This window comes from Arthrobacter sp. ov407, assembly GCF_900102895.1.
In the GTDB taxonomy this organism is placed as follows: domain Bacteria; phylum Actinomycetota; class Actinomycetes; order Actinomycetales; family Micrococcaceae; genus Arthrobacter.
Window position 1 is genome coordinate 98,276 of sequence record NZ_FNGD01000009.1, and the last position, 23,267, is coordinate 121,542.

The 23,267-nt window shown below is 67.9% G+C and carries 21 protein-coding genes and 5 tRNA genes; 19 read left to right on the forward strand and 7 right to left on the reverse strand.

The window, feature by feature from the left end; genetic code table 11:
- The first annotated feature begins 248 nt into the window (after positions 1 to 248).
- The 6 genes from BLS42_RS13135 to BLS42_RS13160 all read left to right on the forward strand — a co-directional run bounded on the left by BLS42_RS13135 (position 249) and on the right by BLS42_RS13160 (position 1,254).
- Positions 249 to 321 (forward strand) — tRNA-Gly (locus BLS42_RS13135).
- Between the two features lie 46 nt (positions 322 to 367).
- Positions 368 to 438, forward strand: a tRNA-Cys gene (locus tag BLS42_RS13140).
- A gap of 39 nt (positions 439 to 477) precedes the next feature.
- A tRNA-Val gene (locus BLS42_RS13145) sits at positions 478 to 552 on the forward strand.
- A 56-nt stretch (positions 553 to 608) separates the two neighbouring features.
- Positions 609 to 681: transfer RNA gene (locus BLS42_RS13150), tRNA-Gly, on the forward strand.
- 38 nt (positions 682 to 719) lie between these two features.
- Positions 720 to 794 (forward strand) — tRNA-Val (locus tag BLS42_RS13155).
- A gap of 172 nt (positions 795 to 966) precedes the next feature.
- On the forward strand, positions 967 to 1,254 hold the full coding sequence (locus BLS42_RS13160) for an antitoxin (protein WP_090581831.1): 288 nt from the start codon (positions 967 to 969) through the stop codon (positions 1,252 to 1,254).
- A 95-nt stretch (positions 1,255 to 1,349) separates the two neighbouring features.
- Here BLS42_RS13160 and zapE read toward each other — a convergent pair whose 3' ends face one another.
- On the reverse strand, positions 1,350 to 2,387 hold the full coding sequence (gene zapE, locus BLS42_RS13165; RefSeq protein WP_090581833.1) for a cell division protein ZapE: 1,038 nt from the start codon (positions 2,385 to 2,387) through the stop codon (positions 1,350 to 1,352).
- Between the two features lie 227 nt (positions 2,388 to 2,614).
- On the opposite strand from zapE, the gene BLS42_RS13170 reads away from it, so the two are divergent.
- From BLS42_RS13170 to ybaK, 3 genes are all read left to right on the forward strand, one after another.
- Entirely contained in the window at positions 2,615 to 3,532 is a 918-nt protein-coding gene (locus BLS42_RS13170; protein WP_090581836.1) for a sulfurtransferase, read from the forward strand.
- 100 nt (positions 3,533 to 3,632) lie between these two features.
- Complete coding sequence (locus BLS42_RS13175) at positions 3,633 to 4,106, forward strand: SufE family protein (protein ID WP_176803421.1); 474 nt, start codon at positions 3,633 to 3,635, stop codon at positions 4,104 to 4,106.
- A gap of 27 nt (positions 4,107 to 4,133) precedes the next feature.
- Positions 4,134 to 4,631, forward strand: a complete 498-nt coding sequence (gene ybaK, locus BLS42_RS13180) for a Cys-tRNA(Pro) deacylase (RefSeq protein ID WP_090581840.1) — start codon at positions 4,134 to 4,136, stop codon at positions 4,629 to 4,631.
- Positions 4,632 to 4,660: 29 nt separating this feature from the next.
- Here ybaK and BLS42_RS13185 read toward each other — a convergent pair whose 3' ends face one another.
- On the reverse strand, positions 4,661 to 6,034 hold the full coding sequence (locus BLS42_RS13185; protein ID WP_090581841.1) for an alpha/beta hydrolase family protein: 1,374 nt from the start codon (positions 6,032 to 6,034) through the stop codon (positions 4,661 to 4,663).
- Between the two features lie 191 nt (positions 6,035 to 6,225).
- On the opposite strand from BLS42_RS13185, the gene BLS42_RS13190 reads away from it, so the two are divergent.
- The 9 genes from BLS42_RS13190 (at position 6,226) to BLS42_RS13230 (ending at position 16,579) form a co-directional block, all read left to right on the forward strand.
- On the forward strand, positions 6,226 to 6,714 hold the full coding sequence (locus BLS42_RS13190) for a hypothetical protein (RefSeq protein WP_090581843.1): 489 nt from the start codon (positions 6,226 to 6,228) through the stop codon (positions 6,712 to 6,714).
- Between the two features lie 14 nt (positions 6,715 to 6,728).
- Positions 6,729 to 7,256, forward strand: a complete 528-nt coding sequence (msrB, locus tag BLS42_RS13195) for a peptide-methionine (R)-S-oxide reductase MsrB (RefSeq protein WP_090581845.1) — start codon at positions 6,729 to 6,731, stop codon at positions 7,254 to 7,256.
- A gap of 164 nt (positions 7,257 to 7,420) precedes the next feature.
- Positions 7,421 to 8,842 (forward strand): DUF6421 family protein, encoded by a 1,422-nt coding sequence (locus tag BLS42_RS13200; RefSeq protein ID WP_090581847.1) that lies wholly within the window; start codon positions 7,421 to 7,423, stop codon positions 8,840 to 8,842.
- The gene (locus BLS42_RS13205) at positions 8,839 to 9,573 is read left to right on the forward strand and encodes an SDR family NAD(P)-dependent oxidoreductase (RefSeq protein ID WP_090581849.1); all 735 of its coding nucleotides are present in this window, start codon (positions 8,839 to 8,841) and stop codon (positions 9,571 to 9,573) included. The genes BLS42_RS13200 and BLS42_RS13205 overlap by 4 nt, the downstream gene beginning before the upstream one ends.
- Positions 9,574 to 9,703: 130 nt before the next feature.
- Positions 9,704 to 10,792 (forward strand): threonine aldolase family protein, encoded by a 1,089-nt coding sequence (locus BLS42_RS13210; protein WP_090581851.1) that lies wholly within the window; start codon positions 9,704 to 9,706, stop codon positions 10,790 to 10,792.
- A gap of 72 nt (positions 10,793 to 10,864) precedes the next feature.
- A complete protein-coding gene (locus BLS42_RS13215; protein ID WP_090581853.1) occupies positions 10,865 to 11,512 on the forward strand; it encodes a DUF3000 domain-containing protein in 648 nt (215 codons plus the stop codon).
- A 61-nt stretch (positions 11,513 to 11,573) separates the two neighbouring features.
- Positions 11,574 to 12,932: an HRDC domain-containing protein gene (locus BLS42_RS13220; RefSeq protein WP_090581855.1), complete on the forward strand. Its 1,359-nt coding sequence runs from the start codon at positions 11,574 to 11,576 to the stop codon at positions 12,930 to 12,932.
- Positions 12,933 to 13,082: 150 nt separating this feature from the next.
- Positions 13,083 to 14,405, forward strand: a complete 1,323-nt coding sequence (locus tag BLS42_RS13225; protein WP_090581857.1) for a thiolase family protein — start codon at positions 13,083 to 13,085, stop codon at positions 14,403 to 14,405.
- Complete coding sequence (locus BLS42_RS13230; protein WP_090581859.1) at positions 14,402 to 16,579, forward strand: 3-hydroxyacyl-CoA dehydrogenase NAD-binding domain-containing protein; 2,178 nt, start codon at positions 14,402 to 14,404, stop codon at positions 16,577 to 16,579. The genes BLS42_RS13225 and BLS42_RS13230 overlap by 4 nt, the downstream gene beginning before the upstream one ends.
- Before the next feature lie 121 nt (positions 16,580 to 16,700).
- Here BLS42_RS13230 and BLS42_RS13235 read toward each other — a convergent pair whose 3' ends face one another.
- The gene (locus BLS42_RS13235; protein WP_090581861.1) at positions 16,701 to 17,354 is read right to left on the reverse strand and encodes a TetR/AcrR family transcriptional regulator; all 654 of its coding nucleotides are present in this window, start codon (positions 17,352 to 17,354) and stop codon (positions 16,701 to 16,703) included.
- Positions 17,355 to 17,416: 62 nt separating this feature from the next.
- On the opposite strand from BLS42_RS13235, the gene BLS42_RS13240 reads away from it, so the two are divergent.
- The gene (locus BLS42_RS13240; RefSeq protein WP_090581863.1) at positions 17,417 to 18,766 is read left to right on the forward strand and encodes a nucleotide disphospho-sugar-binding domain-containing protein; all 1,350 of its coding nucleotides are present in this window, start codon (positions 17,417 to 17,419) and stop codon (positions 18,764 to 18,766) included.
- An 18-nt stretch (positions 18,767 to 18,784) separates the two neighbouring features.
- On the opposite strand, the gene BLS42_RS13245 is transcribed toward BLS42_RS13240, so the two are convergent.
- The 4 genes from BLS42_RS13245 to BLS42_RS13260 form a co-directional block, all read right to left on the reverse strand.
- Positions 18,785 to 20,359 (reverse strand): ABC transporter ATP-binding protein, encoded by a 1,575-nt coding sequence (locus tag BLS42_RS13245; RefSeq protein WP_090581865.1) that lies wholly within the window; start codon positions 20,357 to 20,359, stop codon positions 18,785 to 18,787.
- Positions 20,356 to 21,114, reverse strand: a complete 759-nt coding sequence (locus BLS42_RS13250; protein ID WP_090581867.1) for an energy-coupling factor transporter transmembrane component T — start codon at positions 21,112 to 21,114, stop codon at positions 20,356 to 20,358. Before BLS42_RS13250 ends, BLS42_RS13245 begins: the two co-directional genes overlap by 4 nt.
- Positions 21,115 to 21,223: 109 nt before the next feature.
- Positions 21,224 to 22,045: a glycosyl transferase family 9 gene (locus BLS42_RS13255; protein ID WP_090581869.1), complete on the reverse strand. Its 822-nt coding sequence runs from the start codon at positions 22,043 to 22,045 to the stop codon at positions 21,224 to 21,226.
- 147 nt (positions 22,046 to 22,192) lie between these two features.
- Positions 22,193 to 23,221, reverse strand: a complete 1,029-nt coding sequence (locus tag BLS42_RS13260) for a nucleoside hydrolase (protein ID WP_090581996.1) — start codon at positions 23,219 to 23,221, stop codon at positions 22,193 to 22,195.
- Positions 23,222 to 23,267 lie beyond the last annotated feature (46 nt).

Below are 23,267 nucleotides of genomic sequence, written 5' to 3' on the forward strand. Positions count from 1 at the left end.
GTGGACATCTGCATTGGTCCCACGGAGAGTCCCGCGCAAGAGCCCCGGCACCGTTTCGAGCCGCGGCCTGGGACGGACGCTAATTACAGCGCTGTAATTAGCAAAATCCCCTAGAAATCAAGGAAGTATGGCCATATAGAGGTGGCCGATGCGCCTCGATTTGTAGATTCCCGGAACCTCCTATAGAGTTCTTACTCGTTGGAACGCGAGGAAATGCCGAATGCGGCACGGAAACGCACGCCAACAATGCGGACGTAGCTCAGCTGGTAGAGCACCACCTTGCCAAGGTGGATGTCGCGAGTTCGAATCTCGTCGTCCGCTCGCAGGACACTGTCACGGCAAAGGTTCTTCGGAATCCTGTCTACACGGTGGGTTGGCCGAGAGGCGAGGCAGCGGCCTGCAAAGCCGTATACACGGGTTCGAATCCCGTACCCACCTCGGTGAAAACCCTGGTTTCCGGTTCCGACCGGATGCAAGGGGCGATTGGCGCAGCGGTAGCGCGCTTCCCTGACACGGAAGAGGTCACTGGTTCGATCCCAGTATCGCCCACCAAAGCAAGGTAACTTGCTTGATGCAGTACCACCGGCCCAGCCGGCATGGACTAAAATGCGGACGTAGCTCAGCTGGTAGAGCACCACCTTGCCAAGGTGGATGTCGCGAGTTCGAATCTCGTCGTCCGCTCTCTTCATTACAACTCCACTCCGGATCCTTCCGGTTGCGGGCGATTGGCGCAGCGGTAGCGCGCTTCCCTGACACGGAAGAGGTCACTGGTTCGATCCCAGTATCGCCCACCACAAGAGCAGCTCCCCGGAGCTGCTTTTTTTTGTGCACTGGGGTCCTTCTACCCTGTGCATCTCGCCCTCCGACTTTTATCCTGTGGGCGGACACCCTTGGCACCCCCGCCACCTCCCGCTAGGGTAGAAAACGCTAGGAGCGATCTGGCTCCGCGACCGAAGGGAGGTGCCCGTGGGTTTACTTGACGATCTAAAGGGCAAGGCTCAGCAAGTGATTGGTGGCAACGAAGAAGCCATCAAGGACGGCATCGAAAAGGCCGGCGATTTCGTCGACTCTAAGACCGGCGGAAAGCACGCCGACAAGATCGATGCCGTGCAGCGGGGCGCTTCCGACTTCGTGGACCAGGCGAACGACCGGCCGAACACGGCTCCCGTCGCCGATCAGACTCCCGTAGCCGGCGAGCGACCTGTAGCCGGGGAACCCCCCGTAACCGGGGAACCCCGCCAGCCAGGCCTCTGACCCAGATACGTCAGCGAGGTGCCGGTCCCGCCGAGAGGTGGCGCCGGCACCTCCGGCATTTAAGGGCGACTCCGGGCAGTTGGAGGGGCTGGAGGCTAGGACGGCTCGTGGTTTTGGCCCTCGCGGGCCAGCGCGGTGAGCCGGGAGACAGCGCGGAAGTACTTCTTCATGTACCCGCCAGTCATCATTTCCTCGGTGAAGAGCTGGTCGAACGGCACTCCGCTGGCAAGGATGGGCACATCTTTGTCGTACAGCCGGTCCGCCAGCACCACAAAGCGCAGCGCAACGGCCTGCTCGGTAATCGTGTGGACGTTCTTCCACACGACGCCTTCGATCCCGTCCAGCAGCTGGCGGTAGCGGCTCGGGTGCACGCCGGCCAGGTGGTTGATCAACGTGCTGAACTCGTCGCGGGCCACGGTCTTGCCGTCGAATTCGGCATGCATGTGGTGGGTCAGGTCATCATTGCGCAGCGGCGCCGGTGCGGCCGGCAGGCCACGATGGCGGAAGTCCTCGCCGTCGATCCTGACAACATCGAACTGGTCAGCCAGCACCTGGATTTCACGGGCGAAGTCGACGGCGGCGAAGCGCCCGTCGCCGAGGGAGCCCGGCAGCGTGTTCGATGTTGCGGCAAGTTTCACGCCGGCGTCGGCCAGTTCGCGCATGAGCCGAGACATGAGCACGGTGTCGCCCGGGTCGTCGAGCTCAAATTCGTCGATGCATACGAGCCTGTAGTGGCTCAGGGCCTCAACGGTCTTGCGGAAGGACAGCGCCCCGACGAGGTTGGTGTATTCGACGAACGTGCCGAAGGCCTTGGGACCGGGGGCGGCATGCCACAGCGACGCCAGCAGGTGGGTCTTGCCCACACCGAATCCGCCGTCGAGGTAGATCCCAGCCCGGGACGTGTCTTTCTTGCCGAAGAGCCGCTTGAACAGGCCGTCGCCGTCGCGCGCACCCACGCCCGCCGCGAAATGCTCCAGGGCATGGACCGCATGGGCCTGGCTGGGCTGGGAGGGATCGGGCCGGTAGCTCGAAAACGACACCTCACCGAACCGGGGCGACGGATAGAACCCGTTGAGGAGTTCGTCCACGGAAACTGCCGGCGTACGGGCGGCGAGCTGTTCGATCTGTACCAAGGTGGTCCGTTCTGCTGGTCTCTTGTCCCCAGCAAGAATACCGGCAAAGCATGCCCGGCCCGCGTGCGCGTGTACGGACCCGCGGCCGGCGTGAGGAAGACCACATTTCCCCGTGTGAACGCGTTGGAGCATTCCCGCCCGCCCGTGACTAGTGTTGTAAACAGGCCCGGCGCCGCGCATGCTTTCCGCGCCCTGCCTCCTGACCGTTCCAGTGAAAGGCCATCGCAATGTCCTACCCCGTTGAGCAGAACGAGAAATTCGCCGAGTACGCCCACCCGGACCGCCTGGTGTCCACCGAATGGCTGGCCACGGCGATCGAGGATGGCGCCCTCGACGGCGGCAACCTCGTGCTGGTGGAATCCGACGAAGACGTCCTGCTGTACGAGACCGGCCACATCCCCGGGGCCGTGAAGATCGACTGGCATACAGACCTCAACGACGAAGTGACCCGCGACTACATCTACGGCGAAGCGTTCGCCGCGCTGGCTGCGGCCAAGGGGATTTCCCGGGACAGCACCGTGGTGATTTACGGCGACAAGTCGAACTGGTGGGCCGCGTACGCCCTGTGGGTCTTCACCCTCTTCGGCCACGAGGACGTCCGGCTCCTGGACGGCGGCCGGGACAAGTGGATCGCGGAGGGCCGTGCGCTCTCCACCGAAACGACCGTCGCCTCCCCCGCTGACTACCCCGTCGTCGAGCGCAACGACGCCCCGATCCGCGCCTTCAAAGATGATGTCCTGGCCCACTTCGGCAAGCCGCTGATCGACGTCCGCTCGACCGAGGAATACACGGGCCAGCGGACCCACATGCCCGCCTATCCGGAAGAGGGCGCGCTGCGCGGCGGCCACATCCCCACCGCGGCCTCCATCCCCTGGGCCCGCGCGGCCGCCGGCGACGGCTGCTACCGGAACCGCGGTGAACTCGAGACCCTGTACCTCGGCGAGGCCGGCCTGAAGGCGGGCGATGACGTCGTGGCGTACTGCCGGATCGGCGAGCGGTCCAGCCACACCTGGTTTGCGCTGAAGTACCTGCTGGGCTTCGAGACTGTGCGGAACTACGACGGTTCCTGGACCGAATGGGGCAATGCCGTGCGCGTCCCGATCGTCAAGGGTGCCGAGCGCGGCGCGGTTCCGGCCGGCCGTTAGTTACGGTCAGCATCGCCCGGAACTGTCAGCGACAGGGACAGGGACAAGGACAAGGACAGGAACAGGGACACAATCGGCGCGAATGCGTAAGCTGGGAATGATGAATACTTCAACCCTCCCCGCTGCGCTGGCGGACATTGTCGACGATTTCCAGGCCCTGACCGAAGCCGAGCGGCTGCAGTTGCTCCTCGAGTTCTCGCAAGGACTTCCGGAACTTCCGGAGCGGCTCCGGGACCACCCGGAGCTGCTGGAGCAGGTCGTGGAGTGCCAAACGCCGCTCTTCCTGACCGTCGAGACGGAACCGGCCGACGGCGTCGGGCCGGAACGCGTCCGGCTCTACTTCAAGGCCCCCAGGGAGGCCCCGACCACCCGCGGCTTCGCCGGAGTTCTCCATGAAGGACTCGACGGGCTCAGCGCCGCGGAAATCCTGGCCGTTCCGGACGACATGCCCGAGCTGCTGGGCCTCACCCGGGCCATCACTCCCCTGCGCATGCGCGGAATGACCGCCATGCTGGGCCGGATCAAGCGCAAAGTCGTCGCGTCCGGAACCCGGCAGTCGCCGGCGCAGTCCTGACCTCCAGCGCCCGGACAGCCAGAGGACATGGCCCGTAAACACGCGTCGCAGGGAACTCCGGCCACCGCAGCACTCGCGGCCGCCGGGGTTCCCTTTGTCGCCCACCCCTACGCACATGACCCCGCAATGGCCAGCTATGGCCTCGAAGCAGCGGAAGTGCTCGGCGTCGACCCTGCCCGGGTCTTCAAGACCCTGATGGTCGACGTCGACGGCCGGCTCGCCGTCGGCGTCGTGCCCGTGAGCGGAAGCCTGGACCTCAAGGCGATGGCCGCAGCCTTGGGCGGCAAGAAGGCAGAGATGGCCGACCCGGCCGTGGCGCAGCGACGGACCGGTTACGTGCTCGGGGGCATCTCACCGCTCGGTCAACGCCAGTCCTCCCCCACGGTGGTGGACGACAGCGCCCTGGAGCTGGAGACCATCCTCGTTTCAGGCGGACGGCGTGGCCTGGACATCGAGCTGGATCCGGCCGAGCTCATTCGGCTCACGGCTGCCCGCACCGCCAGGATCGGAACCCGGCGCGACTGACCTGGTCTCAGTTCGTGCCTCAGTTCGTGTCAGTTCGTGTCTGAGTCCTGCGTGGCGTACCCGGCCGCCGGCTCCTGGTCGCCGGGGTTGGCGCGAGGCGCAAGCTGCTGCCGGAGCCAGGCCGCTACCTGCCGCTCCCAGCGCTCCGGATCCACGTTCCATTCCTTGGTGTGCAGGGCCCTGTCGAAGGGCTCGAACGTGACCATCTCCGGATTCTTCTCGGCCAGCGCGGCGGACGGCCCAAAAGGCACGTATTCGTCGTCCACGCTGTGCACAATGAGGGTGGGCGTCCGCAGCTCCACGGCCCGCGAAACCCAGTCCATCGCCTTGAGGTCAACGGGGGCGGCGAGCCCGGTCAGCCGCCGGCCCAGGCGGTGGCTGAGCATCAGCTGTCCGTAGCGGCCCACGGACGACGGGATCCGGTTCAGCTCGGCGTGGTGGGCCAGCACGTTGACCCAGTTGATCACCGGCGCGTCCAGGACCATTGCCCGGATCAGGTGGCGATGCCGGGAGAGGTCAGCGGTCTGGAGGCAAATCGCGCCGCCCATCGACCAGCCGAACAGGACTACCTCGCGGGCGCCCTGTTCCAGGGCGTAGCCGATAGCGGCCTCGACGTCGCGCCATTCGGTGGAGCCCAGGCCGTAGCGCCCGTCGCTGGCCGACGGGGCCAGGCCGTCGTTTCGGTAGGAGATCAACAGGCTGGACATGCCCAGTTCCCGGGCGGTCCGGACGGCCCGCAGGCCTTCCTGCCGGGTGGCGCCGCGCCCGTGAACCATGATTGCCCAGACGTCCGGGGCCAGATCCTCCACCGCCGGCGTGGCGCGGATCAGCCAGGCCGGCGCGGTCCCGGAATCGACGTCGATCAGCACGTCCTCCACTGGAAGCCCCAGCGCGGCCGGATCCGGATAGGCCGCCCCGCTCCACCAGCCACGCCGGGCGGTGGCCAGGTCCCCGCTGTAGACGTGGTCGACCTCGCGCAGCACGGTGCGTTCGGCCGGCGAGTAGGACAGGATCCGGCCGATCCGCGCATGGCCGCGGCCGCCGTCGAAGAAGAAACCGTAGACTCCGTCCACGGTCGAATCCGGGGTGGCGGCAAGAATGACCTGCAGCGCCCGCCCCTCGCGGATGACGGCCAGCACTTCCTGGTCCTCCGCCCGGATCCGGGCCGGAGTGATGACGCGGCGGGCGAAATAAAGCGCGAGGGCCGAGGATCCGGCGGCGAGCACGCCCGCAGCGGCGCTGCCGCCGATGATGCCCCCCAGCGCCCACTTGGCGCTTCCGGACCGGGCGGCGCCAGGGGCTGCCCCAACGGGGAGTGCTGTTCCGCGGGCAGCGTTTCGGCGGACCGCAGTCCGGCGAAGGTCCGGGCGGAGGTCCGGGCGGAGGCGCAAAGAGGATGCCATGGCACCATTCTTACTGAACCGCAGCCCAACCATGGCATTGGCACGTTTCAGGCAACACGGTTCAGCAGGACGGGTTCAGGCAGCCCGGTTCAGGCAGCACAGTTCAGGCAGCAGGGCCGCCGGCATGGACACGCCAGGCTCCGGCAGGACACAACCATGCAGGGCAACACCAGCGCGACTAGGCTGGGGTCATGAGTGATCCAATCGTCATTTTGACAGAAGAGCCCCTCGGTGCGGATGACCGCGTCAACATTGAAACCCTGGTTGCCGGCGGTGATGCGCCCCTGCTGATTCTGGTGCCGGCCAACACCGAGCGACACCTGGTGGTGGATTTCCTGGAGAACCTTTCCTTGCTGGAAATTGCCAAAGCCTTCCGTGAACTGACGGCACACTCCGATCCCACCGTGGAGCGGGCAGAAGCCGCCGACACCCTGGCCGCTTCGCTGGCCGCACTGGCCGGCCTGGGCGGCGGCGTCTCGGGCGAAGTCGTCGAGGGCAAGGCCGTCGACGGCCTGGTTGCCAAGGTCAAGGAACTCAGTGCCGGACAGGCTGTGGTCATCACCCGCCCGCACGCTGTCGCCGACACCTTCCACACCGACTGGGCCACCAAGGCGCAGGACAAGCTGGGCCTGCCCGTCCTGCATCTGTATGCCGGGTCGGGATTTATCGGGGACTCCTGAGCGTTATTGAGGCTATGAGCATCTTTAACAGGTCCAAATCCATGCCCTCGGCAGTGCCCGCCCCTGAGCCCGCCGCCGAGTCCGCCGCTACGCCGCTTGAACAGCCGGCGGGCGAACAGACGGCAGCCGAAAAGCCGGTCGAAAAGACCGATGCCCAGTGGCGCGAGGAACTGACGCCCGAAGAGTACCGCGTGCTCCGCCAGGCCGGCACCGAGCGGCCGTACACCGGTGAATACTGGGACACCCACACCCGGGGCGTCTACCAGTGCCGGGCCTGCGGCACCGAACTCTTCACCAGCAACGAAAAGTTCGACTCGCACTGCGGCTGGCCGTCCTTCTGGGCGCCGCTCGCCGAGGGCACCGTGCGCTACATCCATGACCGCACGATGGGCATGGAACGGGTGGAGGTCCGCTGCGGCACGTGCGATTCGCACCTGGGCCACGTGTTCGACGGCGAGGGCTACGGCACCCCCACGGACCAGCGGTACTGCATCAACTCGGTCTCCCTGAAGCTCGCTCCCGCGGACGACGCCGGGCAGTAACCCGCAGCCCTTCCTCTCCTTCCGCTGGAACGGCTTTTCAGAATCACTTGCCCCAGACTTTCTTATGCTCGAAGCAATTTTGCATTAGAGCCTCTGTTTGCTTGCTACGCTCGATTTAGATCCAGCGACACGCTCCACAGCAACCAGAAAGGCGACCGTCGACGATGACCACGACCGCTCTCACCGCCCCCGCCCCGATCACTGCCGGCAACCAGGAATGGCTGCGGCTCAAGGCTGCCGCCACGGCACTGCAGGCCCTCCAGGTCAAGGACGGATCCGTGCCGGATGCCGAAGCCCACGAAGCCGCGGCCGGGCACGTTGAAGCCATCACCGCGGCGGTCACGGCCCTGGCCCCGTCCTTCCCGCACGATGCGAAATACCTTGAACTGCTCGTCACCGACTTCGGCCGCTGGGCCGAGGGGGGCTTTGGCGTCCCGGACTTCCTGGATTCCCTTCAGGCCTTCCAGCCGCAGCAGCACCGGGTCAACGGACTCCAGCACCTCGTCGTGTTCCCGATGTACACCCAGAACGGCAGCAGCAGCCGCCTCGTCGAGGCCGTGCTGATCGAGGTCATCTGGCCCGAGTTCATCGACGGCTTGGAGACGGGCGAATACTCCAACAAGCTCTTCGTCCCGATCCGCTTCCTGGACTTCACCCCGGGCTACAACACCAACTCCGCTGTCCTCTTCCCCGAGACCGTCGCTGTCCGAGAGACCCCGACGTTCACGTGGGGCGCGATCTTTGCCGATCGCGAGGCCGCCCGCTTCCGCCGCGTCCTGCGCGCCGCCGCCGAGATCACTTCCCTGCAGCTGCCCGAGGACGCCGCAGGGCTGCTGGAGGACCAGGAGCTGACGCAAGAAACCTTTGTCATGTGGGACCTCATCCACGACCGCACCCACATGCGCGGGGACCTGCCCTTCGACCCGTTCATGATCAAGCAGCGCATGCCGTTCTTCCTCTACTCGCTCGAGGAACTGCGCTGCGACCTGACCGCTTTCCGCGAATCGGTGAAGATCGAGAAGGATGAGGACGCCGACCCGGAGGCACGCCGGCACGCCAAGCTTGTCCAGTACGCCGTGATCTTCGACCGCATCTTCCGCTTCGCCATCACCGGCACCCGCGTCCGCAACTACGACGGCCTCGGCGGTCAGCTGCTCTTCGCCTGGATGCACCAGCACCGCGTCCTGCACTGGACCGACAGCAAACTAAGCATCGACTGGGACGAGGCCGCCGGCGTCGTGGTTGAACTCGGCGCGAAGATCGAGGAACTGTACTGGCGCTCGATCGACCGTCCCAAGATGGCCCACTGGCTCGCCGCCTACGAGCTCATCTCCGGAACGGTCACGCCCAACCCGGCCTCGGTCTGGGCCAAGGGTCCGGACGCCCTCCCCCTGGACGGCCCGCCCCGCGGCCTCACGGACCAGGTCCTTGACGACGAGTTCCCGCTCTCCATGTTCTACGAGGCGCTGGAGAAGAAGATGCGGCCCGTCATCGAATCCACTGCCGGCATCACCGGGTCTTCAGACACCGGCACAGCCACTGGCGCAGACACCGCCAGCGGCGCCCCGGCCCTGAACGCCGGATGAGCGCCGGACGCACCTTGAACGTGCTGGTCACGGGCGGCAGCGGGCCGTCCGGGATCGCCACGGCCCGCGCCCTCCGCGACGCCTGCCACAGGGTCTTCACCGTCGGTTCGAATGCCGCACGCATCGAGGCCGCCGCCGCCGAAGCCGGCGTCGGCGTCACCCCGCTTGTGAGCGACCTCGCCAGCCTGGCGGACGTACGGGCCTTGCGGGCTAGCGTGGCCGGCATGGCCGGAAACGTCGACGGCGTCATCCACCTGGTGGGCGGCTGGCGCGGCGCGAAAGGCATCACGGACCAGAGCGACGACGACTGGGACTTCCTGGAACGCAATGCCGTCACGACGCTGCGGAACGTCACGCGCGTCTTCTTCGACGACCTTGCCGCGTCGGACACCGGACGGTTCGCCATGGTGTCCTCCACGGCCGTGAGCGCCCCGACGGCGGGCGGGGCCAGCTATGCCGCGGCGAAGGCCGCCGCGGAAGCCTGGACACTTGCGGTCGCGGACGGCCTCCGGCGAGCCCAGTCGGGGCGAAAGGAAGACCCCGTGGAGCAGCACAGCGCCGCCGCGATCTTCGTGGTGAAGGCCCTCGTTGACGCGGGAATGCGGGCGAAGGCCCCGGAACGGTCCTTCCCGGGCTTCACGGACGTGGCAGACCTGGCGGCTGCCGCAGCCGGGCTCTTCAGCACTCCTGCCGGCGAGCTGAATGGCCAGCGGCTGCTGCTCAGCCGCTGAACAAATCCAGATTCAATGCCCCCTGCCGCAGTGGCCCGGGCCCACTCCCGCCGGACTCGGTGCCCCGGACTTGGCCGCCGGACTTAGCCCCTGCGGCCCGACCTCTTAGACTGAAAGCGTGAGCAAAACGATGACCAGCACAGTTGAAACTGACCCTGCCAGCACTGCGGTGCGGCTCCACGATCCTTCCGTCCGCGGCTTCGCCTCGGACAACTATTCCGGCGTGCACCCGGAGGTTCTCGCGGCCTTGGCCGCCGCCAACGAAGGCCACCAGGTCTCTTACGGCGAAGACGACTACACGGCGCGCCTGCAGCAACTGATGGAGGGGCACTTCGGTGAAGGCATCGAGTGCTTCCCCGTGTTCAACGGCACCGGCGCCAACGTCCTGTCCCTGCAGTCGCTGCTGCCGCGCTGGGGTGCCGTCATTTGCGCCTCCACCGCCCACATCAACATGGACGAAAACGGTGCACCGGAGCGGATCGGCGGCATCAAGCTGCTGCAGGTCCCCACCCACGACGGCAAGCTCACGCCTGCACTGATCGACCAGGAAGCCTGGGGCTGGGGCGATGAGCACCGCGCCCAGCCGCTGGCCGTATCCATCACCCAGACCACCGAGCTCGGTACCTGCTACACCCCGGACGAGGTGCGGGCCATCGCGGAGCATGTCCACGCAAAGGGCATGAAACTGCACATGGACGGCGCCCGGCTGGCCAACGCCGCCGCGCACCTGGGCGTTCCTCTGCGGGCCTTCACCCGCGACGCCGGCGTGGACATCCTCTCCTTCGGCGGCACGAAGAACGGCCTGCTGTTCGGCGAGGTTGTGGTCGCCCTGAACCCCGAAGCGGCCCACGGCCTGGTGTACCTGCGCAAGATGAACATGCAGCTGGCGTCCAAGATGCGGTTCATGTCCGCTCAGTTCATTGCCCTCCTCGAGGGTGACCTGTGGTTGCGGTCGGCCTCGCACGCCAACGCCATGGCCGCCCGGCTGCGCGCCGGCGTTGAGGCTATCCCCGGCGTCGAACTGAGCCAGAAGACCGAGTCCAACGGTGTCTTCGCCGTCCTGCCTCCCGGGGTCGCGGACCGGCTGCGCAAGTCCTTCCGCTTCTACGACTGGAACGAGGCGGCCCGCGAGGTCCGCTGGATGTGTTCCTTCGACACCACCGAGGAAGACGTTGATTCCTTCATTGCGGCCATCAAGCGCGAGCTCGCCGGCGCCTGAGCCCTGCACGGCTTCCCCTGCCCGGCGGCGAGCCTGCCGGGCAGGGGCCTGGCCGTTGCATAGCCTTCCAAGGTGAGCTCCCTCGATCAGGTTCCGGCAGATTTCCTCTTCGCCTTGGGGACCCTTCGACAGGCACGCTGCCGCAGCGAGCTGCACCTGGACGAAATTCCGGCACCGTCGCGGCTGGCGCCGTTCGCAGTGGCTCTGGGGGCCGAGGTGATCGGACCGGGCGAGTCCCCCGCCGGCGGGCCGGTCCACGGCCCGGCCGCCGCGGCCCTGGCGCGGGCGTCAGGCAGCGACGACGTCGAACTGGCCACCGGCCGCTTTATTCTGCTCCACGATCCCGACGGCTCCGCCGTGTGGGACGGGGAGTTCCGGATCGTCACCTACATCCGTGCCCAGCTGGAAGCCGAGATGGGCAACGACGAGCTCCTGGGGTCCGTGGCCTGGACGTGGCTGGTCGAGGCGCTGGATAACCATCAGGCCCCGTACCGCTCCGCCGGCGGCACCGCCACCAGGGTGCTCTCGGAGAGCTTTGGAACATTATCGGACCGGCCGAATTCAATCGACATTGAGCTCCGCGCCTCCTGGACCCCGGCCACCCCGGACATCACCTCGCACCTTGAGGCGTGGTCGGACATGGTCTGCACCTTCGCCGGACTGCCGCCACTGCCCGAGGGCGTGACGCCCCTTCCCCGGCGCCCCCGCGGACACGCATGAGGCGCCTGTTCGGCCACGGTCACGGCCTTAGACGCCATGTTGTCGGTAAACTGTAGAGACCATGACCCCTCAGAATCCGGAAATCAGCACGGCCGGCGCCATTCGCAATACGGCCGAGGCCGCTGACACCACAGCCCACATCACCGTGGAAGGCTTCGACAGCCTGGTCCCTGAAGTAATCGACCTCGACGTTCCCCGCGACGGCGTGCCGCTGGTCATTGAAACCCAGTCCGGACTCGAACGCTGCGCCGCGGCCCTCGCCGCCGGCCACGGCCCTGCGGGCGTGGACGCGGAGCGGGCCTCAGGCTTCCGCTACGGCCAGCGCGCCTTCCTGGTCCAGATCCGGCGCGAAGGCTCCGGGACCTGGCTGATCGATCCAGAACCCTTCGGGGACCTGAGCATCATCAATGACGCATTGCGCGGCGTCGAATGGATCCTGCACGCCGCCAGCCAGGACCTGCCCTGCCTGTCCGAACTCGGCATGTGGCCGGACAAACTCTTTGACACCGAGCTCGCCGCGCGTCTGGCCGGGTTGCCCCGGGTGGGCCTCGCCGCCGTCATCGAACAGCTCTTGGGCTTCGGCCTGGCGAAGGAACACTCCGCCGCCGACTGGTCCACCCGCCCGCTGCCGGAACCGTGGCTGCGCTATGCGGCGCTCGACGTCGAAGTCCTCACCGAACTGCGCGAGGAACTAATCGAACTCCTCGTGGCGGACGAAAAACTGGAATACGCCGAGCAGGAATTCGCCGCCATCCTCGAGGCCGGACAGGCCCCGCCCCGCGTTGATCCGTGGCGCAAGACGTCCGGGCTCCACCAGATCCGGGACCGCCGCCAACTGGCCGCAGTCCGGGAGCTGTGGCTGGAACGCGATTCACTGGCCCAGAAGCGCGACGTCGCCCCTGGCCGGCTGATCCCCGACTCCGCCCTCGTCGCCGCCGCCAAGGCAATGCCCTCCACTGTTCCCCAGCTCCTGGGCACCAAGGGCTTCCACGGCCGCGCCGCGCAGCGCGAGGCACCCCGCTGGCTGCGCTGCATCGGAATGGCCAGGGCCCTTGAGGACCTGCCGCCGCTGCACCTGCCCACCAACGCGCCCCCACCCCCGCGCGTCTGGGCGGACCGGGACCCGGAGGCGGCTGCCAGGCTTGCCACCGCCCGTCCGAAACTCCAGGCCAGGGCCGAGGAACTGAACCTGCCAGTGGAAAACCTGCTAACTCCGGACTACCTTCGGCGGGTCGCATGGCGTCCGCCGGCTGAGCTCAGCGAGGAAGGCGTGGCCGAGGAACTGGCGAACCTCGGGGCGCGCCAGTGGCAGATCGAAATTGCTGCTCCGCTCATTGCCGAGGCCTTCCTGCACCCCGAGCCGCTGCCCGTGAAGGAGCCCAAGGCCCCCGCGGAGACGCCATCGGGTTCCACGCTCTAGCAGGTCCTCCCGGGACTGCTCCTTTTCCTCCTTGTCAGCCATGTTACTGGCGAGTAACATAAGTCATGATGTCGCCCGGATCCCTCCAGCCTGTGGCAAGCCCTGCCACCGGCGGGGTTCCGGCAACCATGTCTCAATGAGGAGTATCAGGTGAGCCAAGCCCACAGCAGTGGAACCCCCAGCAGCGCGAGTCCCCGCACCGCGGGTCCCCGCGCCGTCCGCGACGTCGTCTTTGTCGACGGCGTCCGCACCCCGTTCGGCCGCGCGGGCGAAAAAGGCATCTACGCCGGCACCCGCGCCGACGACCTCGTGGTCAAGTGCATCCGCGAACTGATGCGCCGCAACCCCTCGCTTCCGGCGGACCGGATCGACGAGGTCGCGATCGCCGCCACCACCCAGACCGGCGACCAGGGGCTGACCATCGGCCGCACCGCCGCCCTGCTGGCCGGACTCCCCCGGACGGTGCCCGGTTTCGCGATCGACCGGATGTGCGCCGGCGCCATGACGGCCGTAACCACGACGGCGAGCGGCATCGGCTTCGGCGCGTACGACGTCGTGATCGCCGGCGGCGTGGAACACATGGGCAACCACCCGATGGGCGCAGGCTCCGACCCCAACCCGCGCTTCATGGCCGAACGGATCGTGGACCCCGCCGCCCTGAACATGGGGAACACGGCCGAGAACCTGCACGACCGCTTCCCGGCCATCACCAAGGACCGCACCGACGCCTACGCCGTCGCCTCGCAGGCCAAACTCGCCGCGGCCTACGCCAACGGCCAGATCCAGCCCGACCTCGTGCCCGTCGCCACGATGAAGCCGGGCCGGGGCTGGACCGTCAACACCGTGGACGAACCCCCGCGCCCCGGAACCTCACTCGGGGACCTGGCCGCCCTCAAGACCCCGTTCCGCGCCCACGGCCGGGTCACGGCGGGCAACGCCGCCGGCCTGAACGATGGCGCAACGGCCGCCCTGCTGGCCTCCGCCGATGCTGCCGAGGAACTTGGGCTGCCGGTCAGGATGCGCCTGGTCGCCTACGCCTTTGCCGGTGTGGAACCCGAAGTCATGGGCATCGGCCCGGTCCCGGCCACCGAAAAGGCCCTCAAGAACGCCGGACTCGGCATCGGGGACATCGGACTGTTCGAAATCAACGAGGCCTTCGCCGTCCAGGTCCTCAGCTTCCTGGACCACTTCGGGATCGCCGACGACGACCCCCGGGTCAACCGCTACGGCGGGGCGATCGCCGTCGGGCACCCGCTGGCGTCCTCCGGGGTCAGGCTGATGAACCAGCTGGCCCGGCAGTTCGAGGAGGACCCCTCGGTCCGCTTTGGCATGACCACGATGTGCATCGGCCTGGGCATGGGCGCCACCGTAATCTGGGAGAACCCGCATCACGCGGATTACGGCATCGAAGCACCCGTCATCGAAGCACAGCACGCAGAGACCACGACCACCAAGACTGGAGCCACAGCATGAGCGCCGCTGATTTCCGCAAGCTTGCCGACCTCTTCCCGAACGAGACGGTCACCCACTCCTATGTCCAGGACATTGAACTGCCGCCCGTCAACGGCAAGAGCCCCGGCATCTTCGCACTGGTCACTCTCGACAACGGTCTGGACCACTCCAAGCCCACCACGCTCGGACCCAACACGCTGATCGAACTCGGCACGGTCCTGGAAGGGCTCAAGGAACGCGCCGCCCGCGGCGAGATTGCCGGCGTCGGCGTCACCGGCAAGCCGTACTTCCTCGTGGCCGGCGCCGACCTGTCAACGGTCAAGTCCGTCAGCGGACGCGAACAGGGCCGGTGGATGGCCCAGCTGGGCCACGACGTCTACGCCACCCTGGCCGGCCTGGGCGTGCCGAGCTTCGCGTTCATCAACGGCCTGGCCCTGGGCGGCGGCCTGGAGATCGCACTGCAGTCCACCTACCGCACAGTCTCCACCAGCGCCGGCGCGCTGGCCCTTCCCGAGGCGTTCATCGGACTCATACCGGGCTGGGGCGGGGTCTACATCCTGCCGCGGCTGATCGGGCCAGAGAACGCCCTCAAGGTGATGATCGAAAACCCGCTGACCAACAACCGCACCCTCACCGGGCCACAGGCCTACCAGCTCGGCATGGCGGACGCGATGTTTGAACCGGCCGACTTTGTGGAACAGTCCCTTGCTTGGGCCGCGAAAGTCATTGCCGGCACCGTGGCGCCGGAGCGGGCGAACGCGGTGGACCCTTCCGCTCCCGAGGTCGCCGCACGCTGGGCGGCCGCCGTCGCCAAGGGCAGGGCCTTTGTGGAGGCCAAGACCTCCAACGCCTCACCGGCGCCGGCCAAGGTCCTGGACGTCATGGAAGCTAACCGCACCCTAACCCAAGCGCAGTCCGCCGAGCTCGAATGCGAGACGCTGGCGGACCTCATGCAGACCGACGAGTTCCGCTCCACCGTCTACGCCTTCCTGGACCTCGTGCAGCGGCGCTCCAAGCGTCCCGCCGGCGCCCCGGACCGCAAGCTCGCCCGCCCGGTGACAAAGATCGGCGTCGTGGGCGCCGGGCTGATGGCGAGCCAGCTGGCACTGCTCTTCGCCCGCCAGCAAAAGGTTCCGGTTGTGCTGACGGACATTGACCAGGCCCGCGTGGACAAGGGTGTGGGCTACGTCCACGCCGAGGTGGACAAGCTGCTCGCGAAGGGACGGATCAGCCCCGACGCCGCCAACCGCACCCGCGCGCTCGTCACGGGATCTGTTTCCAAGGAGGCCTTCGCCGACGCCGACTTCGTCATTGAGGCGGTCTTTGAGGAACTCAACGTCAAAAAGCAGGTCTTCAAGGAAGTCGAGGCGATCGTCTCGGCAGAGTGTATCCTTGCCACGAACACGTCCTCGCTGTCCGTCACGGCGATGGCGGAGGACCTGGAGCACCCGGAGCGCCTGGTTGGCTTCCACTTCTTCAACCCGGTGGCCGTGATGCCGCTGCTGGAGATCGTGCGCGCGCCGAGGACCGACGACGCCGTACTGGCCACCGCGTTCGAGCTCGCCAAGGGACTCAAGAAGTCCGCCGTACTGGTCAAAGACGCCCCGGCGTTCGTGGTCAACCGCGTCCTGCTGCGCCTCATGGGTGAAGTCACCGCGGCCTTCGACGAGGGCACGCCCGCCGAAGTGGCGGATAACGCGCTGCGTCCGATGGGCCTGCCCATGACTCCGTTTGTGCTCGGTGCCATGGTGGGCCTGCCCGTTGCCCAGCACGTCCAGGAATCGCTGCACGCGGCGTTCGGGGACCGCTTTAGAGTCTCGGAGAACCTGCAGGCGCTGATCGACAATGGCGTGACGTCCATTTGGGCCGTGCAGAATGGGACGCCGGTGCCGGGTCCGGACGGCAAGCCGTTCATCCCGGCCGGAACGCTGGCGCTGATGTCCTTCGGCAGCTCACCGTCCACCGGCGAAGAGGTGCTCCGCCGGACGCAGGACGCGCTGGCGGAGGAAATCGGACTCATGCTCGAGGAGGGCGTCGTGGCCGGCCCCGAGGACATCGACCTCTGCATGATCCTCGGCGCGGGCTGGCCGATGTTCCTGGGCGGTATCACCCCGTACCTGGATCGGGTGGGCGCCTCGGAGCGGGTCAACGGGAAGAAATTCCTGGCCCCGGGGGTGGCGTCCGAACCGGCGTAAATCCGGCCTACGCCGGCCGGGAGCCGGCCGGGAGCCGGATTGCACGGCTCCGCCTTGTGGCGCCGCTGCCTGGACTTTGGTCCGGGCGGCGGCGTCGCTGTCGTTGACGCCTAAGCGACGATCATGTTCCGGGCGCCAGCGCGGCCTCGAGGACCATCCGCCGCAGCCACGCGAGGTAGCGCTGCGGCGTCCAGCCGGCCTGCACCACGAGGTGCTCATACTGGTACGGGGAGGTCAGGAGCCACAGGGTCAAGGCCACTTCTTCCAGTGGAATATCGGACCGAAGCCCGCCACGCTGCTGCAGCAATCGGGCGACCTTCAGGAAGTCCGTCCGGATACGCTCCTGCAAGCCGGCATGCGCAGACGCAAGCTCCGGGTCGCCCTGCGCGGCAGCGGCCATGGCCTGCCACAACCGCCCGATCCTGCCGTTGAGTTCCGCCGCGAAGGAGGCCAGGCCGAGCAGGCCGGTCCGGGCGTCCTCCTCAGCCAGCACGGCTTGCGCCTCCGGCACTTCAAGGATGGACCGCCCGCCGTCCTCGCCGGCTGACGCCGCCTCCAGGGCAGCGAGCAGCAGCCGCTTCTTGGGCCCGTGGGCCTGGACCGTTTCAACGGAAACACCGGCGTCGGCCGCGATGGCACCCAGCGTCGTTGCCGTGAAGCCCTTCTCCGCAAAGCAGCGGCCAGCTGATTCGAGCACGCGTTGGCGCGTGGCGGAAGCCTGCTCTTCGCGCAACGCGGACCGGTAGCGCCTCGGACGGGAAGTTTCAATTGCCATATTGACTACTGTCTCACAGTAATGAAAACTGATGCAACGCACTCATCCAATAAGGAGACACCATGGCATCGGTACTCGTCTGCTCCAGCCCTTTGGTCGGCCACGTCACGCCGATGCTTGCGGTTGCCGCCGGCCTCGTTGAACACGGACATGACGTCCGCTTCCTCACCGGCAAGCGCTTCGAACGCCAGGTGTCCCGGACCGGCGCTTCGTTTATCCCGCTGCCCCCGGAAGCAGATTTCGATGACACCAGCCTGGATGCCGCCTTCCCAGGCCGCGTCGGCCTGAAGGGCCCAAAGGGGATCCGCTTCGATATCCAGGAGATCTTCATGCGCCCGGGCAAGGCCCAACACCAGGCCATCCTGGCGGCATCCGCGGAACGCCGCGTCGATGCCGTCCTGGCCGAATCACTGTTCATGGGTGCCGCGCTGCTGCTGTCCGGGCCGGCGGTCAACCGTCCGGCGGTCATCAACTGCGGAATCGTTCCGCTCAGCCTCGCCAGCCGCGATACCGCCCCGTACGGGCTGGGCATCGAGCCGATGCCGGGGTTGCCCGGCCGGGTGCGGAATCGGGCCATGCAGGCCCTGACCGAAAAAGTGGTCTTCGGCCCGGTGCAGAAGTACGCCAATGAGATCTCCAGGGATGTCACCGGGTCCCCCTTCCCGACCTTCTTCATGGACTGGCCGCGCGCCGCGGACCATATCGCCCAGTTCACCGTTGCGGACTTTGAATACCCGCGCTCCGACCTCCCCGGGACGGTCCACTTTGTGGGCCCGGTGTCCCAGGGTGGGAAGAGCACTCCTGACGCGACGGGTAGTACGGCCACCTTGGGCGGGACGCCCGGGGCCGGGCTTCCCGCGTGGTGGTCCGAACTCGACGCCGGCCGCCCCGTTGTCCATGTCACCCAGGGCACCGTTGCCAACGGGGATTTTGATGACCTGGTCCGGCCCACCCTGGAAGGCCTGGCGCACGACGACGTCCTGGTGGTGGTCACCACCGGCGGCCGCCCCGTGGACGCGCTTTCCGGCCCGCTGCCCGACAACGTCCGTGTCGCCTCCTACCTGCCCTACGACGAGCTGCTCCCCAAGACCGACGTCCTGGTCACCAACGGCGGATACGGCGGGGTGCAGTTCGCGCTGCGGCACGGCGTGCCGCTGGTCGTGGCTGGTCAGACAGAGGAAAAGGCCGAAGTGTCCGCCCGCGTGGCCTGGTCCGGCACCGGCATCAACCTCCGCACCAACCGGGCAACGCCCGAGGCCGTCGCCAAGGCTGTCCGCACCGTCCTGTCCAACAGCTCCTACCGGGAAGCAAGCGGCCGGATCGGCACCGCGATACGCGCCTCCCGCGGCGTCGATGAGCTGGCGGATCTGGTGGAGAGCGTCTGCAGCGATCGCTCCCTCGAACGGGAGTAGCGGAAACCCCGGCCGGCGTCAGATCTCGCTCAGCCGGCCGCCCGTGAGTTCCAGGACGCGGTGCGCGTTCAGCCTTGCATAACTTAGGTCATGGGTGACTATGACGACGGCGGCGCCCCGCGCGGCGGCGCGGACGACGGCGGTCTGTAGCGCCTCGAGGCCGTGCCGGTCCAGCCCCACGGTGGGCTCGTCCAGGGCCAACACTGCCGGTTCGCGGGCTAGGACCGTGGCCAGGGCGAGCAGACGTTGCTGCGAGGCAGACAATTCAGCCGGGTGGGCCGCCTCGGTACCGGACAGCCCCACCGCGGCCAGCGCCGCCCGGGCCTTGCCCTCGGCTTCGGCTTTCCCGAACAGCTGCCCGAGTCCGAACGCGGCTTCCCGCAGGACAGTCCGTTCGAACAGCTGGTCCCTGGGGTGCTGGAACAACAGGCCCATGGAGGCCGCGACAGTTCCCACCGGCACGCCGGCAATGCTGCGCCCGCAGACCCGCACGTCCCCCTCCGTGGGCCGCAGCAAACCGTTGAAGTGCCGCAGCAGTGTCGATTTGCCGGCGCCGTTGGGCCCGGTCACGGCGATGATCTCGCCAGGGTGCACGGCGAAGTCCACGTCGCGGAGCACCCGGGCCAGCACTGGCGCACCTCGCCGCCGCGGATCCTGGCCGTAGCCGAACCCTACTCCGCGCAATTCGAGCGACGCCGACCCGGGGCCGGGCGCCGCGACAGGCACCGGACCGGGACCGCGGACTCCGGCAGCAACGCTGGATCCAATAGCAACACTGGGTGCGATTGCTCTCGGCCCAAGAACGCCGGGGCCGCCTACACCAATCACACCGGCGCGCTCCAGCTCGGCCGAGCCGGCCAGTTGTGCCGGCGCCCCGGCGGCGGTGACGGTCCTGCCATCAAGTATTGTCCAGTGCGTGGCTTCCCGGGCGAGGCGGTCCGCCGCCTGGCTCAGCAGGACGATGCCGGTCCCGCTGCCGCGGAGGCTGCGGACTAGATCCTCGAGTTGCGCGGCTCCTGCCGCGTCGAGCGAGGCCAGGGGCTCGTCCAGGATGAGTACGTCCGGTTCCGCGATGACGGCGCAGCCCACGGCGAGCCTGCGCAGCTCTCCTCCGGAGAGCGTGGCCGGGTCCCGGTCCAGCAGGTCCGAGAGTCCCGTGCGCGCGGCGGTGCGCTCCACCGCGCTGAGCATGTCTTCCCGCGGCGTCGCGCGGTTTTCCAAGCCGAAGGCCAGCTCCTCCGCGACTGTGGCGCGCACCGAGGAGAGCATCGCGGACGCGTCCTGCGGGACGAAGGCCACGCGGCGCGACCATTCGGCGGGGTTGATTCGGGGATCGTCGGGCGCGCCGCGGAATTCCAGCAAGGTGCCGTCGAGCTCCAGGCTGCCGCGGAATTGTCCCGCGTGACCGGTCTGGAGCCAGCCGGCCATGAGTTTGCCCAGCGTCGATTTTCCGCTCCCGGAGCCGCCCAGGACGGCGGTCAGGGAGCCCGGCGTGGCCGAGATTGCCGCACCGCTCAGCACCGGGGTGGTCTCGCCGTGGAACGTGAACGCCTCGACCCGGATCTGCAGCGCCGTCCGGGTGGTCGCCGTCATGACGGCACTCCGGCAGGCCAGGAGGCCACAATCCGGCCGGCGACGGCTGCTGCCGCAAACACCAGCGCGGCAGCCCGGAAGCGCCGCTGGGCGGGCGGGTCGGCGACTTCGCGGTAAGTGGTGCGGGGACCCGGGCTGCCGAATCCGCGGGCGTCGAGCGCCTGGGCGCGGCTGCCGGCGTCGTCGATCAGGGCCAGGACCAGCGGCACCATCTGCAGGCGGAGGGCGCCGAGGCGGGACACCAGGCCGCGCCGGACCACCATCCCGCGTGTTTCCTGGGCCTGCCGGATCCGGTCCAGGCGCACGGACACGGCGGGCAGGAGGGTGAGGGTGGAGGCCAAGACAAAGCCGAACTGCGGCGGGACCCTGCGCCCGGCGAGGGCGGAGACGAGGTCGGGAACGCTCACGGTAAAGGAAAAGAGCAGGAAAGCCAGGACGCAGGCGGTGGTCCGGGTTCCGAGCTCCAGCGCGAAGCCCAGGCCCTCGGCGGTTACCCTGGCCGGGCCCCACTGGGCCAGCACGGTCTGCCCTTCCGGGAAGAACAGGCCGTGGAGCACCAGGAGGGACAGGCACAGGGGCGTCAGGATCACCGCCGCGGCAGGCAGGACGCGCCCCGCAACTTCGCGGCGCACCGCGAGGAACACCGCGGCGAGGGCCACGGCGACAGACAGCGGCCAGTACGCAGCCGCCGTCGTGACGACGGCGGCACTGGCGGCGGCAGTCAGCGCGGTGAAGGGGTGGAGACGCTGTTTCATAATCACGGACTCATTAGCGCGGTGTCATCAGCACGGTGTGAGTGTCACTGTCACAAGGTCACAGGGTCACAGGGTCACAGGGTCACAGGGTCACAGGGGTCACAGAGGGTCAGGCGTCCGGCGTTGCCGGGGACTTGCCGGCGAGCACCCGGTAGTGCCGCACGAAAGGGAACTGGAAGGTGGTGCGGCGGGGCAGGGCGTAGGCGAGCAGCGCTGCGATCGTGAAGACGATCGCCTTGTCCATGGGATCGGAGATCAGCGCCTGCTTGGTGATGGCGGCCAGGAGGGTGTCTCCCATGGCCCGGAAGGCGCTGACGATCGCCCCGGTGCCCAGCCCTGACGTGCCGCCAAAGACGAACGCCGCGATCGGGGCGGAGACGACGCCGGCCAGGATGCCGGTGACGAAGCCGGCGATGGGGGCGAAGTAGAAGCGGCGGAACAGGCCGCCGCGGGCGGCCATGCCGGCGAGGAAGCCGATGAGGGCAGCACCGGCGGCGAAGGGCAGGACGGTGGGGTTGAAGAAGGACCAGACGATGCTGCTCAGCGCGCCCGTGGCGGCACCGGCTGCGGGGCCGGCGAGAACGGCGATCAGGACGGTGCCGATCGCGTCGATGTAGAACGGCAGGCCGGTGCTGCCCATCAGCTGTCCGAGGACCACGTTCAGGACCAGGGCCACGGGGATCAGGACCACGGTGGAAGTGGGGAGAACCGGCAGGACGGCCACAATCAGCAGCACCGCGCCGAGCAGGAAGCCGCCAAGGGCCACGAGGGCAGAGAAACTGGCCGGGCCGTTGGCTATGTCCGCGGGCTGGGTCAGCACCAGGAAGATGTACGTGGCGGCGATGGCGGCGGCGCCTGCGATTTCGAGCAGGCGCCGCCTGCGGCCGGCCGCCTGTCCAGGGGCAGTGACGGTGAGGGCTGACTGTGACATGGGGAGTGTTCCTTTGGCTGGGTGCAACAAGTTCATCCGCCTCATGTCACCTCGGCGCAGCTACTATCCTAGCGAGCAGCGGCCATCCTAGCGATCTGCGGACCCGCCCGGGAACTCCCCGCGTTGACTCAGCAATGATGCCCGGCTTCAGGGTGTCGAGAACCGGGGGCCCACCGCGCGGGCAAGGGCGCCGACCGAGGAAATCAGTTCGTCGAAGCAGTGCCCGGGGTTGTTGTCGGAGACAATCCTGGCGTTCGGCGCCAGCCCCCACAGCCCGCGGAAGTCGGCCACCGTGGTGCCGATCAGCAGCCGGGAATCCGTCTCGACGTCGACCGTGGCCAGCCGGGTGGCGAACGGTGTGCGTCCTGCGGCGGCGCAGGCCGCGAAGGCGTCGTGCACGTGCGCCACATAGCCCTGGCCGTAAAGCCGGTGGAATTCCATGTAGAACCGCAGGGCATCGGACAGGCAGGCGACGAGGGGGTTGCCGGAGCGGCTGCGCTGGCCTTCGGGCTGCTCGGGCAGGACGAGTTCAGGCTCCGGCGCGCCGGCGGCCTCGCCGAGGCGGCGCAGGTGCTCCGGGCGCATCTCGATCCGCTCGGTCATTTCCAGGGCACACAGGACCGGCAGTTTGTCCTCGGGCATCCCCCGGTAGGCGGCAAACACTTCCTTGGCCGCATGCGGGTCCACCGAGGTGTTCCATTCGGCAGTCGGGGTCGTGTTGCCTTGATAGTAGAAGCTGCCGCCCATGATCACGAGTCCCTTGAGCAGCCGCGGGAGTTCGGGCTCGCGGCGCAGGGCCAGCGCGAAATTGGTCAGCGGGCCGGTGATCAGCCCGGTGATCTCCCCCGGGTGCGCCCGCACCTCCTCCACCCAGACGTCGACGGCGTGCCGCCCCGAGATCTGCTGGTGCGGCGGCGGCAGCTCGGCGTAGCCGATCCCCTGCGGTCCGTGGGTCTCCTCGGTGGTGACCAGCGGGATCTCCAGCGGGACCTCGGCGCCGATGGCGACCTCGATGCCCTCGCGGCCGCACAGCTCCAGCAGGGCCAGGTTGTTCAGCGCCACCTGCCGGGCTCCGACGTTCCCTGCGGTGCACGTGATTGCCTGGAGGTGGACCTCTGGCCGGGACAGCAGGTAGACCAGGGCCAGGGCGTCGTCAATCCCTGTGTCGACGTCCATCAGGATCGAATGCGTGACGGCAGGGTCCGCCGTGGAGGCGCTCACA

Coding starts and splice junctions, on each gene's coding strand:
- BLS42_RS13170 (WP_090581836.1), top strand. CDS start 2,615: ATGTCCTACCCCGTTGAGCAGAACGAGAAATTCGCCGAGTACGCCCAC.
- BLS42_RS13175 (WP_176803421.1), top strand. CDS start 3,633: ATGAATACTTCAACCCTCCCCGCTGCGCTGGCGGACATTGTCGACGAT.
- ybaK (WP_090581840.1), top strand. CDS start 4,134: ATGGCCCGTAAACACGCGTCGCAGGGAACTCCGGCCACCGCAGCACTC.
- BLS42_RS13185 (WP_090581841.1), bottom strand. CDS start 6,034: ATGGCATCCTCTTTGCGCCTCCGCCCGGACCTCCGCCCGGACCTTCGC.
- BLS42_RS13190 (WP_090581843.1), top strand. CDS start 6,226: ATGAGTGATCCAATCGTCATTTTGACAGAAGAGCCCCTCGGTGCGGAT.
- msrB (WP_090581845.1), top strand. CDS start 6,729: ATGAGCATCTTTAACAGGTCCAAATCCATGCCCTCGGCAGTGCCCGCC.
- BLS42_RS13200 (WP_090581847.1), top strand. CDS start 7,421: ATGACCACGACCGCTCTCACCGCCCCCGCCCCGATCACTGCCGGCAAC.
- BLS42_RS13205 (WP_090581849.1), top strand. CDS start 8,839: ATGAGCGCCGGACGCACCTTGAACGTGCTGGTCACGGGCGGCAGCGGG.
- BLS42_RS13210 (WP_090581851.1), top strand. CDS start 9,704: ATGACCAGCACAGTTGAAACTGACCCTGCCAGCACTGCGGTGCGGCTC.
- BLS42_RS13220 (WP_090581855.1), top strand. CDS start 11,574: ATGACCCCTCAGAATCCGGAAATCAGCACGGCCGGCGCCATTCGCAAT.
- BLS42_RS13230 (WP_090581859.1), top strand. CDS start 14,402: ATGAGCGCCGCTGATTTCCGCAAGCTTGCCGACCTCTTCCCGAACGAG.
- BLS42_RS13235 (WP_090581861.1), bottom strand. CDS start 17,354: ATGGCAATTGAAACTTCCCGTCCGAGGCGCTACCGGTCCGCGTTGCGC.
- BLS42_RS13240 (WP_090581863.1), top strand. CDS start 17,417: ATGGCATCGGTACTCGTCTGCTCCAGCCCTTTGGTCGGCCACGTCACG.
- BLS42_RS13245 (WP_090581865.1), bottom strand. CDS start 20,359: ATGACGGCGACCACCCGGACGGCGCTGCAGATCCGGGTCGAGGCGTTC.
- BLS42_RS13250 (WP_090581867.1), bottom strand. CDS start 21,114: ATGAAACAGCGTCTCCACCCCTTCACCGCGCTGACTGCCGCCGCCAGT.
- BLS42_RS13255 (WP_090581869.1), bottom strand. CDS start 22,045: ATGTCACAGTCAGCCCTCACCGTCACTGCCCCTGGACAGGCGGCCGGC.
- BLS42_RS13260 (WP_090581996.1), bottom strand. CDS start 23,221: ATGGACGTCGACACAGGGATTGACGACGCCCTGGCCCTGGTCTACCTG.